This window comes from Oryzibacillus soli (assembly GCF_051594765.1).
In the GTDB taxonomy this organism is placed as follows: domain Bacteria; phylum Bacillota; class Bacilli; order Paenibacillales; family NBRC-103111; genus Paenibacillus_AR.
The window spans coordinates 57,192-71,336 of the sequence record NZ_JBPPGJ010000011.1 but is presented as its reverse complement, the minus strand read 5'-3'; the positions used below and the strand labels follow the sequence as shown (position 1 = coordinate 71,336).

Annotated in this window: 14 protein-coding genes; 7 read left to right on the top strand and 7 right to left on the bottom strand. The window is 61.0% G+C overall.

Going from position 1 to position 14,145, the window contains the following annotated elements:
- The first annotated feature begins 27 nt into the window (after positions 1-27).
- On the top strand, positions 28-1,458 hold the full coding sequence (locus ACSEXW_RS16185) for a hypothetical protein (RefSeq protein WP_438447208.1): 1,431 nt from the start codon (positions 28-30) through the stop codon (positions 1,456-1,458).
- Positions 1,459-1,848: 390 nt separating this feature from the next.
- Complete coding sequence (locus tag ACSEXW_RS16180; protein ID WP_438447207.1) at positions 1,849-3,507, top strand: glutamine--tRNA ligase/YqeY domain fusion protein; 1,659 nt, start codon at positions 1,849-1,851, stop codon at positions 3,505-3,507.
- A gap of 81 nt (positions 3,508-3,588) precedes the next feature.
- On the opposite strand, the gene ACSEXW_RS16175 is transcribed toward ACSEXW_RS16180, so the two are convergent.
- On the bottom strand, positions 3,589-4,203 hold the full coding sequence (locus ACSEXW_RS16175) for a PH domain-containing protein (RefSeq protein WP_438447206.1): 615 nt from the start codon (positions 4,201-4,203) through the stop codon (positions 3,589-3,591).
- Between the two features lie 69 nt (positions 4,204-4,272).
- Complete coding sequence (locus ACSEXW_RS16170; RefSeq protein ID WP_438447205.1) at positions 4,273-5,151, bottom strand: helix-turn-helix domain-containing protein; 879 nt, start codon at positions 5,149-5,151, stop codon at positions 4,273-4,275.
- Between the two features lie 172 nt (positions 5,152-5,323).
- Here ACSEXW_RS16170 and ACSEXW_RS16165 point away from each other — a divergent pair, with 172 nt between their 5' ends.
- Positions 5,324-5,974 carry a TetR/AcrR family transcriptional regulator gene (locus tag ACSEXW_RS16165; RefSeq protein WP_438447204.1) on the top strand — a complete coding sequence of 217 codons (651 nt, stop codon included), beginning with the start codon at positions 5,324-5,326 and terminating at the stop codon, positions 5,972-5,974.
- A 28-nt stretch (positions 5,975-6,002) separates the two neighbouring features.
- Positions 6,003-6,467, top strand: coding sequence for a DUF2269 family protein (locus tag ACSEXW_RS16160; protein ID WP_438447203.1), 465 nt, complete (start codon positions 6,003-6,005; stop codon positions 6,465-6,467).
- An 84-nt stretch (positions 6,468-6,551) separates the two neighbouring features.
- Here ACSEXW_RS16160 and ACSEXW_RS16155 read toward each other — a convergent pair whose 3' ends face one another.
- From ACSEXW_RS16155 to ACSEXW_RS16135, 5 genes are all read right to left on the bottom strand, one after another.
- Positions 6,552-7,112 carry a peroxiredoxin gene (locus ACSEXW_RS16155; RefSeq protein ID WP_438447202.1) on the bottom strand — a complete coding sequence of 187 codons (561 nt, stop codon included), beginning with the start codon at positions 7,110-7,112 and terminating at the stop codon, positions 6,552-6,554.
- Positions 7,113-7,153: 41 nt separating this feature from the next.
- On the bottom strand, positions 7,154-7,411 hold the full coding sequence (locus ACSEXW_RS16150) for a glutaredoxin family protein (RefSeq protein ID WP_438447201.1): 258 nt from the start codon (positions 7,409-7,411) through the stop codon (positions 7,154-7,156).
- 28 nt (positions 7,412-7,439) lie between these two features.
- Positions 7,440-8,363 (bottom strand): FAD-dependent oxidoreductase, encoded by a 924-nt coding sequence (locus ACSEXW_RS16145; RefSeq protein WP_438447200.1) that lies wholly within the window; start codon positions 8,361-8,363, stop codon positions 7,440-7,442.
- 162 nt (positions 8,364-8,525) lie between these two features.
- Positions 8,526-9,311, bottom strand: a complete 786-nt coding sequence (locus tag ACSEXW_RS16140; RefSeq protein ID WP_438447199.1) for a winged helix-turn-helix transcriptional regulator — start codon at positions 9,309-9,311, stop codon at positions 8,526-8,528.
- Complete coding sequence (locus ACSEXW_RS16135) at positions 9,290-9,682, bottom strand: Fur family transcriptional regulator (RefSeq protein ID WP_438447198.1); 393 nt, start codon at positions 9,680-9,682, stop codon at positions 9,290-9,292. The genes ACSEXW_RS16140 and ACSEXW_RS16135 overlap by 22 nt, the downstream gene beginning before the upstream one ends.
- Before the next feature lie 325 nt (positions 9,683-10,007).
- Between ACSEXW_RS16135 and ACSEXW_RS16130 the strand changes: the two genes are divergently transcribed.
- The 3 genes from ACSEXW_RS16130 to ACSEXW_RS16120 are packed head-to-tail and all read left to right on the top strand — an operon-like array spanning position 10,008 to position 14,142.
- Positions 10,008-10,517 carry a MarR family winged helix-turn-helix transcriptional regulator gene (locus ACSEXW_RS16130; protein WP_438447197.1) on the top strand — a complete coding sequence of 170 codons (510 nt, stop codon included), beginning with the start codon at positions 10,008-10,010 and terminating at the stop codon, positions 10,515-10,517.
- Positions 10,511-12,238: an ABC transporter ATP-binding protein gene (locus ACSEXW_RS16125; RefSeq protein ID WP_438447196.1), complete on the top strand. Its 1,728-nt coding sequence runs from the start codon at positions 10,511-10,513 to the stop codon at positions 12,236-12,238. The genes ACSEXW_RS16130 and ACSEXW_RS16125 overlap by 7 nt, the downstream gene beginning before the upstream one ends.
- The gene (locus ACSEXW_RS16120) at positions 12,235-14,142 is read left to right on the top strand and encodes an ABC transporter ATP-binding protein (protein ID WP_438447195.1); all 1,908 of its coding nucleotides are present in this window, start codon (positions 12,235-12,237) and stop codon (positions 14,140-14,142) included. The genes ACSEXW_RS16125 and ACSEXW_RS16120 overlap by 4 nt, the downstream gene beginning before the upstream one ends.
- The last annotated feature ends 3 nt before the right edge of the window (positions 14,143-14,145 follow it).

The following is a 14,145-nucleotide window of genomic DNA, read 5'->3' as shown; positions in this document are numbered from 1 at the left end:
ATAGGGGGCGTGGAGCAATTGTCCGGCATGAAGAGATGGATGGGGTGTATGGTGGTTGGGCTCCTGCTTGTGGCGTCTGCAGGATGCCGAAGCGGCGGGGAGCCGGCAGTAGGAGAGCCGGCGGGAGCCGGGGTAGCGGCCTCGCCGGCTGCGTCTTCGGCCTCTTCCGAGACGGCGTTTCCCCGTGTTGGGGTGTGGCACCGGTTCGGCACGGAGCACGGAGCCCCGGCGAGGCTGGCCATCACGGAGGTATCGCCCGAGGGGTTCCGGTTTGAATTGAGCTCGTCGCGCGGAGGCCATACCGGAGAGGTGGCGGGGAGAGCTGCTCTGAAGGACGGCCGGTTCGTCTATACCAGCACGGAGGTTAAGGCCTCCTTAAGCTTTGAACCTCTGGGCGGGGGGCTTAGGCTGACCAGTACCGGCGACATGGGCTATTACGGTGGGGTGGGAGTCACCTTCGACGGGGAGTTTCGCGAAGGAGAGGGCAAGGACGACAGTTCTCTGGTATCCCTTGGCGTTCTGCCGGATGCTGCTATGGAGGAGGAGTTCCGGCGGTTGGCGGGAGACCGGTATCCGGAGTTTATCTTGGTCATGGTTCAGATCTCCGAAGGCACGGATTTGGACGGCCTCGGCGCCAAGGTATCGAAGGGTGGCGTGCCGGGCTTGTTCACGATCATGGAAGGCATCGTTATGCATACGCCGGACCGCGGATTGTGGGCGGCCGTGTTGGACGCCGAAGACGGTAAGATACACTACTATACGAATCGGGATGTATCCAAGGAACCGCCCAAGACCATCCGGGAATGGATGAATCGGTTTCCTAAGAAGGCGGTTGTCAAGGAGGGCGGTGCTCCGGCAGCCAAGGAGCAAGCTCCGAGTCCCGAAGGCTTGATCCCTGCCGGCTGGCGGGTTCTGGAGGGGGTGCATGGGGAGCCGGGGATGGTTCGGGGGGATCTGAACCAGGACGGTATAGAGGATGCTGCCGCCGTGATCGTGGGTCCCTCCTCCGGTCCGCAGGCGGCTCCCCGGGCGCTCATCGCCGCCTTCGGGCAGCCGGACGGCACCTATCGGCTGCAGGTCCGGGCAGAACGAGCGGTGCTGCTGGCGGATGAAGGCGGGGCCTTCGGCGATCCCTTCTCGGGACTCAGCATCAATCGGGGCTCGATCCTGCTCCAATACTACGGCGGCGCCGGCTGGAGATGGTATGGGACCTACCGGTTCCGATACCAGGACGGAGGCTTCATGCTGATCGGCGCCACTACGGGCTCCTACAACGCCGGCTCAACGCTTCCGGAGGACGCGGATGAAACGGACTGCAATCTGCTGACCGGCGATTGCATCGTGAAGAAGACGAATGATCAAGGCAAACGAGAGACCGTCCGTACCAACCGCGGGGTGCAGAAGCTCCTGCCCCTGACGGAATTCGATCCCCGCACCTACAAGGCAGAAGGCGGTTGACAACCGGCCTCCGCAAGGTTACATTGGATGATAACTTCACACGAAGCGGCGATGATGAGAAGAGTACACTCGCAAGACTGTCACCAGAGAGCCCCGGGAGCTGAGAAGGGGTACAGGACGGCGGGTCGAACCAAGCCTCTGAGCCTCATACCGAGCCCTGCACGGCAGGGGGAGACTATGACGGGAGCTCCCGTTAACGAGCTAGGGTATCGCGCCGTCTGCCTCGATGCAGCGCACGCCGTACCTGAAGAGGCCGGAATGGCGACATGCCGGCAAACTGGGGTGGCACCGCGGAGCGACAGCTTCCGCCCCCAAGACAATCCAAGTCTTGGGGGTGGGAGCTTTTTTGGTTTGTCCGCATGTATATCGAATGGAGGTGCCGCATCACGCATGAGTGATTTTCTGGAAACGGTTATAGATGAGGTTCTGGCGCAATCGCAGGACCGGACCGTATGCACCCGGTTCCCGCCGGAGCCTAACGGTTATCTGCACATCGGCAATGCTTATGCCATCCGCATCAGCCATACCCTGGCCAGCCGGTTCGGCGGCCGGTTTCACCTGCGGTTCGATGATACCAATCCTCTGAGAGAGGATGCGGAGTACGCGGCCGCCATCCTGGAGGATATGAGGTGGCTGGGATATGATCCCGGCCCGCATGTGTACTATGGCTCCGACTATTCGGAGCGGCTGTACGAGTACGCAGAACGCTTGATCCGCCAGGGAGACGCCTACGTCTGCGATCTGAGCGCCGAGGAGCTGGCCGGCAGCCGGGGGACCCTGACGGAGCCAGGCCGGGACAGTCCGTACCGGACCCGCACGCCCGAGGAGAATCTGGAGCTGTTCGCCCGTATGCGGCAAGGGGAATTTCCCAACGGTGCCAAGGTGCTCCGGGCCAAGATCGACATGGCCTCGCCCAACATGAACTTAAGGGACCCGGTCCTGTACCGGATCCTCCATGCCCCGCACTATCGGACGGGGAACGATTGGTGCATCTATCCGATGTACGATTACGCGCACCCGCTGCAGGACGCTATCGAGGGAATCACCCATTCGCTGTGCTCCATCGAATTCAAGGACCACCGGCCGCTGTACGACTGGGTGCTGGAGAAGCTGGGCATCTCCCCGGCCCCGAAGCAGCGTGAATTCGGACGCCTGAATATACGGGGCACCGTCACCTCCAAGCGGTATCTCCGGGAGCTGGTGGCCGGCGGCTATATGGACGGCTGGGACGATCCCCGCCTCCCCACCGTGTCGGGGCTGCGGCGCAGAGGCTATACGCCGTCCAGCATCCGGCGCTTTCTTGATCGGATCGGGGTCTCCAGGGACGTGTCTGTCTTGGACATGGCCTTGCTGGAGCACACGCTTCGGGAGGAGCTTCAGCCTACGGTCCCGGCTCGGATGGCTGTGCTCCGGCCGCTGAAGGTGGTCATCACCAACTATCCGGAGGGGGAGGAGGAGTGGCTGCCCGTATCCAACCATCCGGACGATCCGTCCCTAGGCAGCCGGACGGTGCCTTTCTCGCGGGAGATCTATATTGAACGGGAGGATTTCCTGGAGGAGCCGGTGAAGGGGTACCAGCGGCTGGCTCCCGGCCGGGAGGTCCGCCTGAAGGGGGCCTACTTCATCGTCTGCGAGTCGATGGTGAAGGATCCCGCAACCGGGGAGATTCTGGAGCTTCGCTGCACCTACGACCCCCGCACCTTGAGCGGCTCCGGCTTCACGGAACGGAAGGTGAAGGGGACGCTGCACTGGGTATCCGCCCGTCACGCGGTCCGAGCGGAGGTTCATCTGTACGGGAAGCTGTTGGCCGATGGCGAGGAGGCGGTGGACGAAGAGAAGGGCTGGGACGAACGGATCCGCCCGGATTCCCGCATCGTGCTGAAGGACTGCCTGCTGGAGCCATCCTTGGAAGAAGCGGCGGTGGAGGAGCGGTTCCAATTCATGAGACACGGGTATTTCACCGTGGACCGCAAGCATTCCCGTCCTGGACGGCCGGTCTTCAACCGGATTGTGGCCTTGAAGGATTCGTGGAAAGGCGGGGCGGTCTGATTCCAGCCCCCGCGAAGATGCAAGAAGGCCCCGCCGCAGTTCAAGCTGCTGGCGGAGCCTTTTTTTGTTGGGATAACCGGATTATTGATTGATGAACTTCTCGAAGACGGCGCCGAAGTCCTTGACCTTCAACTGCTTGTGCTTCTCCTCCAGCCAGCCGAAGGCGGATTGGTTGATGGTGTTGAAGTGGTCCGACAAGGTGCCGTCCGTCTTATAGGAGCCGCCTACGGTATCGGAGGCCATCTGCAGGCTGCGGTTCGCGTACTCCATCAGAATCTCGTTCTCGTGCTGGATGGAGGCGATCTTCACCAGGGCCTTGTACAGGTCCTTCAGCTCCTCGATGTGCTTCTTATGTACGTCGATGGAGAAGGCGACGCCGCCGATCGTGAACTTGATCTCCACGTCCAGGTCGACGGTTCCCGCGGTCTCGAGAAAGACGCTCTCGATGGTGTTGGTGCCGTAGGGATAGCGGTACAGCGTCCGCTTCTTGCTGACGGCGCTGGTGCCGTCCAGATGGATGAGAGCCTGGTTGGTGAAGCAGTATTCATCGGTCTTGGACTTGATCAGGAAATAGATGACTTCTTGGTCCTCGTGCAGGACGTAATCGTCGGAGTCCACCTTGTCGAAATCCTGCTTCTTGATGACCGCGCCGATGTCGCTTAAACCGAGCAGATCTGCCGCAACTTTACCGAACATGGGTCCGTTCCTCCTTGTATGGATGAATGAGTGATCTTGCGCCAACGCAAGTATATTCCAATACGGCGCTTACGAGAATCGGTTCCGGTAATTTCTGGGGGGAACCCCCTCGTAGCGGGTGAAGCAGGTGGAGAAGTAGGCGGCCTGCTGGAAGCCCACCTCCTCGGCGATCCGGGCGATGGACAGATCGGTCTGCACCATCAGAAGCTTGGCTTGCTCGATCCGGAACCGGTTCAAATATTCGAAGGGCGAGACACCGAACTCCTTTTGCATGCAGCGTGCGATATAGACCGGGTGAAAATTCAGCTGCTCTCCCAGCTCCTTGGCCGTGATCTCGTCCTTGTAATGGCTGCGCAGATAAGAGGCCGCCCGTTGGGCGCACAGCTTGGCCGGAGAGGTAGCTTCGGGCTCCGCAGAGGCGGACAGCTGCTTCAGCACCCGCTGGAACAGCTGCTGCTGCTCCCAGATGACGCCGCCGTCCCCGCTGGGGAGGACGCTGGCCTCCAGCTGGATCAGCCTCTCCAGATCGCGGTACAAGAGCTCGGGCTCCCGAAGCGTCGCATACTGGGGGATGCTGATGGTGAACGGTTGGGGATTAAAGCCGCGGCACCGGACCGGAGGCAGGGGCTCGGGCATGAGAGGTTCGCCGCCTTCCGAATAGTCCGCCCACCAGGGCCCGTCGGTATGGAAGTGGAGCCAGAAGCTGTCCGTCTCCTCCGTGCAGCCCCGCACCGGATAATGGTGGCAATCGGGACGCAGCACCAGAGCCTGGCCCTGGGCCAGCTCATATCGGCGGTCCTCCTCGGCGATATAGAGACATCCCTTGGTCACGACCAGGAGATCGAAGACGCCGATGCTGCGCCGCCCGACGTGCTTGGTACCCACCGGCATGGAGGCGAACCCGTTCATGATGTAATAGGGCAGGGGAGGAGCGGTAAAACGAAGCATTCCCACGGGGCTCACCCTTTCGTCAACAGTTAAGCGATGCCCCCAGTATACCACCGGGCCCTTCCACCGCATAGACGAACAAAAACTTCTTATCGGATGGGGATTGCTTCCAGATACGGAATGTAGTAAAATCAATTTTAATGAACGGTGTTCATTATAAGGAGGGGTAATCATGACGGACCGCAAGGCCCCCCAGGAAGGAGGCTCGAGGCGTTTCGGACGGCGCCGGCGCGGCGGGGAGAAGGAGGAGCTTCGCCACCTGATCCTGGAGGAGGCCGGCTCCATGTTCGTGGAGCTGGGCTATAACGGCTTCTCCATGAGGAAGCTGGCGGAGCGGATGGAGTATTCTCCCGGCACGCTCTACCTGTATTTCACAGACAAGGACGATCTCTTGTTCACCGTGGTGGACGACGCCTTGAACCGGTTCCGGAATAAGCTTGCGGAGTCGGTGGAAAGCACGGACGATCCCTGGGAGAAGCTGAACCGGCTCGGAGAGGCTTACCTGCAATTCGGCTTTTCCCATCCGGCCTATTACCAGCTCATGTTCATGTGGCGGATCGATTATCTGATCGGTTCCCGGCAGGAGGAGGAGCTTCCCCGGATCCATGCGTTCCAGGTACTGGAGGATACCGTGAGGTATGCCTTGGAGAAGGGGGCCCTGCAGGACGGTGACCCGGAGGCATACAGCGATTATCTGTGGGCTTCCATGCACGGGATCGTGGCCCTGGCCATCCAGATGCCGATGTTCGACGAGGCCCGTATCGCCAAGCTGGCGGGATATACCAAGGAAATGATCTACCGGGCATTGGCCCGTACGCAATGATTCTTTTATTAAGAAGGAGGCCGTTAAGATGAGCGGATGGCTGTTTGTTCATATTTTGGGTGTCGTGATGCTGGTGGGGAACGCGCTGACGGCCGCCTTCTGGAAGATCCGGGCCGACCGGGAGGAGGACATGGGCCATTCCCTGCGTGTGGCCAAGAATATTATGGTGGCGGACTATCTGTTTACGCTGCCGTCGATCGTCATGATTCTCTGGAGCGGCCATGTGCTGGCGGCTGAAAGCGGGTATTCGGTGTTCGAGTGGAGCTGGCTCGGCGTGTCGTACGGGTTATTCGCCCTGTCGGGGGTCCTCTGGATGGCAGCCCTCCTGCCTGCCCAGGTGAAGATGATCCGGCAGGCGGAGCGTTCGCTTCGGGAGGGACGCTGGACGGCGGAATACCGCAGAGCCTCGGCTGCTTGGAACGCGTACGGCATCGCCGCCACGCTGGCACCGCTTGCTGCCATGGTGCTGATGGTGTGGAAGCCGGATTGGTGACCCGCAAAAAAACGGTTGAGACGGGGTGTGTGACCCCGGTCTCAACCGTTTTTTGTGGTGTGAAATGATCCGCCTGGATGATCCTTAGCCCAGGGTCTTGTCGCCCGGCTTCCAGTTGGCGGGGCACAGGCCGCCGGCCTGAAGGGCCTGGAGCACCCGCAGGGTCTCGTCGACGCTGCGGCCCACGTTCAGGTCGGTGACCACCTGGTAGCGGAGAATGCCGTCCGGGTCGATGATGAACAGGCCGCGGTGGGCGGCGCCTGTCGCTTCATCCAGTACGCCGTAAGCGCGGGCGGTTTCCTTGGTGAAGTCGGCGCCCAGCGGGTAAGCGACGGGGCCGATGCCTTTTTGGTCGCGGGGGGTCTGGATCCAGGCCCGGTGGGTATGCACGCTGTCGGTGGATACGCCCACGATGTCGCAGTCAAAATCGAGGAATTGCTCATAGGCGTCGCTTAAGGAAATGATCTCGGTCGGGCAGACGTAGGTGAAATCGAAGGGCCAGAAGAAGAGCACCAGCCACTTGCCCTTATAATCCTCCAGGGCGACGGTTTCCTCCAGGGTCTCCAGATTCTTGGTGGAGAGCAGCTTGAAGGACGGGGCGGGTTGGCCGATCTTTACGGCAGGAACGGTATCGTTAGGGGTCATTGGTTGGGTGCCTCCTTAGGAATTAGGATGGTGTGTTGGCCTTAGCCGGCCAAGGCTTTCTTGATACGGGTGGGGTTCATGCCGAGGATGGTCATGCCGCCGATGACGGTCACCGGAACGGAGCTCATGCCCAGCGCTTGAAGCTCCTCGGCAAATTTCTCGTCCAGGTCAACATTGCGTTCCTCGAATTCGACTTGGTTGTCGGTCAGATAGGTCTTCAACTGCTTGCAATAGGTGCAGTGGGTGCTGGAATAGACGATGGCTTTCAGATTGTTGGGATTCGGAATCAAGCTGCTCATGAGTGATCTCTCCTTGGATTTTGTTGGATTATTTGTACTGCGGGATCAGCGACTCCCGGCGGTTAATGAACTTGTCGACGGCCATTGCGGCGACAGCGCCATCCGCGGCGGCGACGACGGCCTGCTTCACGGGTGTCCGGCGCACCTCGCCGGCTCCAAACACGCCCGGCACCGGCGATTGCATGGAGGCATCCAGCTGCATGAAGCCGCTGTCGTCCAGCGGCACCTGGCCCTGCAGGAAGTCCGTGCCTGGCTTGCTGCCGGAGAGGAAGATGAAGACGCCGTCCACGGGGAGAAGCTTCTCTTCGCCCTCGGGGGTCTTGAGCCGTACGCCCTGGACCTTGTTCTCCCCGACGATCTCGAGGGGGCGGGTCTTGGTGTACCAGACCGTGTTCTCCAGCTCCGGGGTGTGATCCACGCCCTGCAGCTCGGCCCGGGGGATGATGAAGTGAATCTTCGAGACGAACTTGGTCAGGGCCGCCGCTTCCTCCAACGCTTCCTCGGAGTCGCCGATGACCGCTACCTCCTTGCCCCGGAAGAAAGCGCCGTCGCAGGTGGCGCAGGTGCTGACCCCGCGGCCCAGGAGCTCCTCCTCGCCCGGCAGCATCCGGTTGCGTCCCTTGGAGCCGGTGGCGACGATGACCGCCTTCGCCTGGAGCATGCTGTCGGAGGTGAAGACCGTCTTCGTCTCGCCCTCCAGATCCACCGCCGTGATGGAGGTGGTCTTGAACTCCGCTCCGAAGTCCTCAGCCTGCTTGCGGATGATGTCCAAAAGCTCCTTGCCGCTGATGTCTCCCGGCACCCCGGGATAGTTGGCAATCTTGTGGGTTAGGGCCAGCGCTCCGGCTCCGGGCGCTTTGTCGAGCACCAGGGTGGACAGATTGCCTCTGGCTGTATAGAGGGCCGCGGTTGCTCCCGCCGGCCCGCCTCCGATAATGATCACGTCATACATCGTGCATGCCTCCTCATCCGAATGAATCTCTGTCTTATTTAGAATTAGACTAAATACAACTTATGGATTCATTGTAACAAGCCGCGGCTGGTTCTGCATGAAGATTGGATGAAATCCTCATGAAAACTTGATGAAAGGCGGTTTGTTATAGAGAAGGACGGTTTACCGGTCGGCGGCACGGTAGCCGACGCCGCGTACGGTGACGATATAGCGGGGGGACTTGGGATCGTCGTTCAGCTTCTGGCGCAGCGTCTTCACATGTACGTCCACGGTATTGCTGCCGCCGAAGTACTCGTCGCCCCAGACCTTGTCCAGAAGCTCCTGCCGGGTCTGAACGGAGCCCTCGGCTTCGATCAGGACGCGCAGCAGCTCGAACTCCGTCTTGGTCAGATCGAGCCGGGCTCCCTGGAGAGCGGCCGTGTGCCGCTTCAAATCCAGCACCAGCCCGTTCAAGCGGAGGGTGCCGTCCACCGGAGAGGAGGGGCCGTCTGCAAGTCCCGCCCCAGAGGAGCGTCCGGCCTCCGATAGCTTGCGGACGGCGGCAAGCGCCTTGGGGAACGGGGACGGCCAAGCCAAGGCGCCTGCATCGGATGCCGCAGGGCTGCCGGCGGGCAGGAGCCGGAGCTTGGATACGCCGGCGAGCTCCGGGCTGTCGAGCCATTCGAAGCTAGCAGGTCCTTCTAAGGGCTGCGTGCAGTCGGCGATGAGTAGATCCGCCTGCAGACGGGACAAGAGCTGCGGTTCCCCATGGTGGAACACCATCACGTCATAACATGCGGCGGTCAGGCCCCGGATCAGCTCGTGGATTCGTTGGGGCAGGGGGCTGACGATGACGATGCGGTTGGTGATGCTGCAGTAGGCCTCCTCCGGAAGCTCGGGCATACTTGGGTCCGCAGACCCGAAGGCAGCATCCTCCCTTAGCTCCGTCAGTGCGTCTCTTTCCGGCATGCGGCGCACACTCCCTTCAATAATAGATGCTCTTGGTCGACCCGGTAGCCCGTGTCCTCGGCCACGGAGCGGAGCCACTCGGCGGGGATCTCGGCGAACACCTCGTCCACCCGTCCGCAGCTGACGCACTGGATGTGATGGTGATGCTCGGTCCGCGCATCGTAGCGGCAGGCTTCGCCGACCCGGAGCTCCTGGATCTGCCCGGTTTCAGTCAAGTATTTAAGCGTATTATACACGGTTCCATAGGCGAATTGACAGCCTCGCTCCCGCAAACGGTCCATGATCTCCGCGGCAGTGGGATGGTCGGGGGATTCCAAGATGACATCATAGATGGCTTTACGCTGGGGGGTAAGGAGTCCTTTGGGCTTCATGACGTCCCTCCTGAGTATAAATTAGATTAAGTCTAATTATAAACTTATTTTAATCCAGTGGCAACTGAGGGAAGCCTATCCGGATTTTTATACGGTCATTCGCCTCCCGTCCGACTACACACCCGCCTCCCAGCCCAACAGGTGCCCGGTTTAAATTCCGTTTACATTGCTGCGGTATTCTGGATCATAGAAACGGGGGAAGGGATATTTTAAGCTTAGGAGGGACATAAAAAATTCATAACCCCCTCTTGGAATGAAACCCGAGGAGCGCTACAATAGATTTTGTTTAGACGTCTAACTAAATTGACGGGAGGTGCCTTTACCGATGGATGTCCAACAGCCGGAAACCGTGTACCAGACCTTCACCCATGTGACCCGGCTTCACTTCCACCGGCTTCACGGCGTGCTGGAGCCGCTCGGCATTTACCCCGGCCAGCCGCCCTTGCTGTTCATCCTGGACCGTCATGACGGCATCAGTCAGAAGGATCTGGCCACGCGGCTGCATGTCCGGCCCGCCACCCTGACGGTGATGCTCCGGCGGATGGAGCAGAACGGATGGGTGGCGCGGCGGCCCGATCTTCATGACCAGCGGGTATCCCGCGTTTCCTTGACCGATCCGGGGAGAGAGCTGTGCGAGCAGGCCAGAGCCCGTATGCGGGTCATGGCCGAGGAGCTGTTCGGCTCCATGCCGGAGGAGGACCGCGCGGAGATGCAGCGTCTGCTTCACCGTCTTAGAGAGAATCTGCTGGCGGCGGGACCGGTTGAAAGCTTGCCAGGCTACGTACGGCCCGGCTGCCATAAAGAGAAACAGACAGGAGATGAATCGCCATGCTGAAATTATTCCGTTACCTGAAGCCGTATACCTTGCCGGTGCTTGCGGTGCTCGTGCTGATCTTCGTTCAGTCCATGTCGGAGCTGTATCTGCCGACGCTGATGTCGGACATCGTGGACAAGGGCATCGCCAAAGGAAATACGGATGTGATCTACAAATACGGGGGCTGGATGCTGCTGGTGGCGCTGATTGGCACCGCCTGCTCCCTGACCGCCATGTATTTGTCCTCGAAGTTCTCCACCGCCTACGGCCGCGATATGCGCAGCAGGGTCTTCCGGCATGTGGAGCACTTCACCTTGCATGAGTTTGACACCCTGGGAACCGCCTCGCTCATTACCCGGACCACCAACGACATCACTCAGGTGCAGCAGGTTCTGATCATGATCACCCGGATGATGATCATGGCCCCGATGATGTGCATCGGCGGCCTGATCCTGGCCTACCACAAGGACCCGACGTTGTCCTCCGTGCTGTTCGTGGCCCTGCCGGTCATGGCGGCGGTCATCCTCTTGATCTCCCGGACCGGCATGCCCTATTTCAAGGCCATTCAGGTGAAGATCGACAAGCTGAACCTGGTCCTGCGGGAGAATCTGGTCGGCATCCGCGTCGTTCGGGCCTTCAACCGGGAGGACCAGGAGACCGAGCGCTTCACCGGCGCCAACAAGGACTTGACGGACATCTCCATCAAGGTCAACAAGATTATGGCCGCCTTCATGCCGGCGATGATGCTGATCATGAACTTCACCAGCATCGCCATTCTCTGGTTCGGCAGCGTCCGGATCGATGAAGGGCATATGCAGGTCGGCGACCTGATGGCCTTCACCCAATATGTGTTCCAGATCATGTTCTCGCTTCTCATGATGTCCTTCATGCTGGTCATGCTCCCGCGGGCCCAAGCCTCGGCGGCCCGGATCAATCAAGTGCTGGACATGAACCCGGAGATTAAGGATCCCGCTGCCCCCCAAGCTTCGGGGAACCGGAAGGGCTATGTGGAATTCCGCGACGTCACCTTCCGCTATCCGGGTGCGGAGCAGCCGGCAGTGTCGGGCATCAGCTTCAAGGCGGAGCCTGGCGAGGTGACGGCCATCATCGGCGGTACCGGCTCGGGCAAATCGACGCTGATCCATCTGATCCCGCGGTTCTACGACGTGGAGAACGGCAGCGTCCTGGTGGACGGAGTGGATGTCCGCGAGATGACCCAGGAGACGCTGCGCGCCAAGATCGGCTTCGTTCCCCAGCAGGCGGTGCTCTTCACGGGCACGGCGGCCGACAACATCCGCTTCGGCAAGGACGACGCCACGGACGAGGAGGTCCGGCATGCTGCCGCGACGGCGCAGGCCCTCGATTTCATCGAGGAGATGCAGGACGGCTTCGGCTCCATGATCTCCCAAGGCGGGACCAACCTCTCCGGAGGCCAGAAGCAGCGTCTGTCCATCGCCCGGGCCCTGGTGCGCCGGCCGGAGATCTACATCTTCGACGACAGCTTCTCGGCGCTGGACTATAAGACCGACTCCCGGCTTCGGGCTGCGCTGAAGAAGGAAACCGCCGACGCTACGGTCCTGATCGTGGCCCAGCGGGTCAGCACCGTGCTGGATGCGGACCGGATCATCGTGCTGGAGGACGGCGAAGTGGCCGGAATCGGCACCCACCGGGAGCTGCTGCAGACCTGCCCCGTGTACCGGGAAATCGTATCATCCCAGCTGTCAGAGGAGGAGATTGCATGAGCGGCAACCAATCGCAGCAAGCAGCGGCGCGCCCGCAAGGCGGACGGGGGCCAGGCATGGGAGGCCCCGGAGGCGGACCCTTCGGCCGGCCGCCGGAGAAGGCCAAGGATGCCAAGGGAACCTTCAAGCGGCTGGTGCGCTATATGGCGCCTCACCGGACGAAGCTTCTCACCATCTTCCTGATGGCCATCCTGTCCACCGTATTCTCCATCGTCAGCCCCAAGGTGATGGGCAAGGCGACGACCAAGCTGTTCGAGGGCCTGATGGCGAAGATGCAGCATCTGCCCGGCGCTTCGGTGGACTTCGGCTACATCGGCCAGATTCTGATCATCCTGACAGTGCTTTATGTTGTCAGCGCCTTTTTCAACTATATTACGGGCTATATTATGTCCGATGTGGCGCAGAAGACCGTGTTCGATCTGCGGCAGCAGGTGAAGGATAAGCTGACCCGGCTGCCCTTGGGCTACTACGACGCCCGGAAGCATGGCGAAATCCTGAGCCGCGTGACCAACGACATCGACACCATCGCTACCACCCTGCAGCAAAGCGTCACCCAGCTGATCACCTCGGTGGTCACCATCGTAGGCGTCATCATCATGATGCTGACCATCAGCCCGGTCATGACCCTGATCGCATTGGTGACCCTGCCGGCCAGCGCCTTCGTTACGAAGGCCATCGCGGGACGGTCCCAGCGGTACTTCATGACCCAATCGCGGACCTTGGGCGAGCTGAACGGCCATATCGAAGAGATGTACACGGGCCATAAGATCGTGAAGGCCTTCGGCCGGGAAGGCGATTCCCTGAAGCGCTTCGACGAGATCAACGGCCGTCTGTACGAAGCCGGAGCCAAGGCCAACTTCATCTCGGGCATCATCATGCCGCTCCTGGGCTTCGTCAACAATATCGGCTATGTGCTGGTCTGCGTGGTTGGCGGACTCTACGTCTCCCACGGCCGCTTGCCCATCGGCGATATCCAGGCGTTCATCCAATATTCGCGGCAGTTCACCCAGCCCATCGTCCAGACGGCCAACATCGCCAACGTCCTGCAGTCCACCATCGCTTCCGCGGAGCGGGTCTTCGAGGTGCTTGACGAGCCGGAAGAAACGGCGGACCGTCCGGATGCCGTCGTGCTGAAGAGCCCCGAGGGCTCCGTCCGGTTCGAGAGCGTAGGCTTCGGCTACAAGGCGGACGCGCCGCTTATGGAGGATCTGAACATCGACGTGAAGCCGGGCCAGACCATTGCCATCGTCGGGCCGACCGGCGCCGGCAAGACCACCCTGGTGAACCTGCTGATGCGGTTCTACGAGGTGAGCAGCGGCCGCATTACCGTGGACGGCGCGGACATCCGGGATCTGAAGCGCGGAGAGCTGCGCAGCCTGTTCGGCATGGTGCTGCAGGACACCTGGCTCTTCAACGGGACGATCCGCGACAATATCGCTTACGGACGCAAGGGGGCCACGGAGGAGGAGATTATCCGCGCCGCCCGGGCCGCTCACGCGGACCGGTTCATCCGGACCCTGCCGGACGGATACGACACCGTGCTGAACGAGGAGGCGTCCAACATCTCGCAGGGCCAGCGCCAGCTCCTGACCATCGCGCGGGCCATTCTGGCGGATCCGTCCATCCTGATCCTGGACGAAGCGACCAGCAGCGTCGACACCCGGACCGAGGTATACATCCAGAAGGCCATGCACAACCTGATGCAGGGACGGACCAGCTTCGTCATCGCCCACCGGCTGTCCACCATCCGGGACGCGGACCTGATCCTGGTCATGAACCACGGCAGCGTCATCGAGAAGGGCACACACCAAGAGCTGCTGGCAGCCGGCGGCTTCTACGCGGACCTGTACAACAGCCAATTTACCGCTTCCCAAGCGGTAGAGGCCGGGGGTCAAGCCGTATAACCT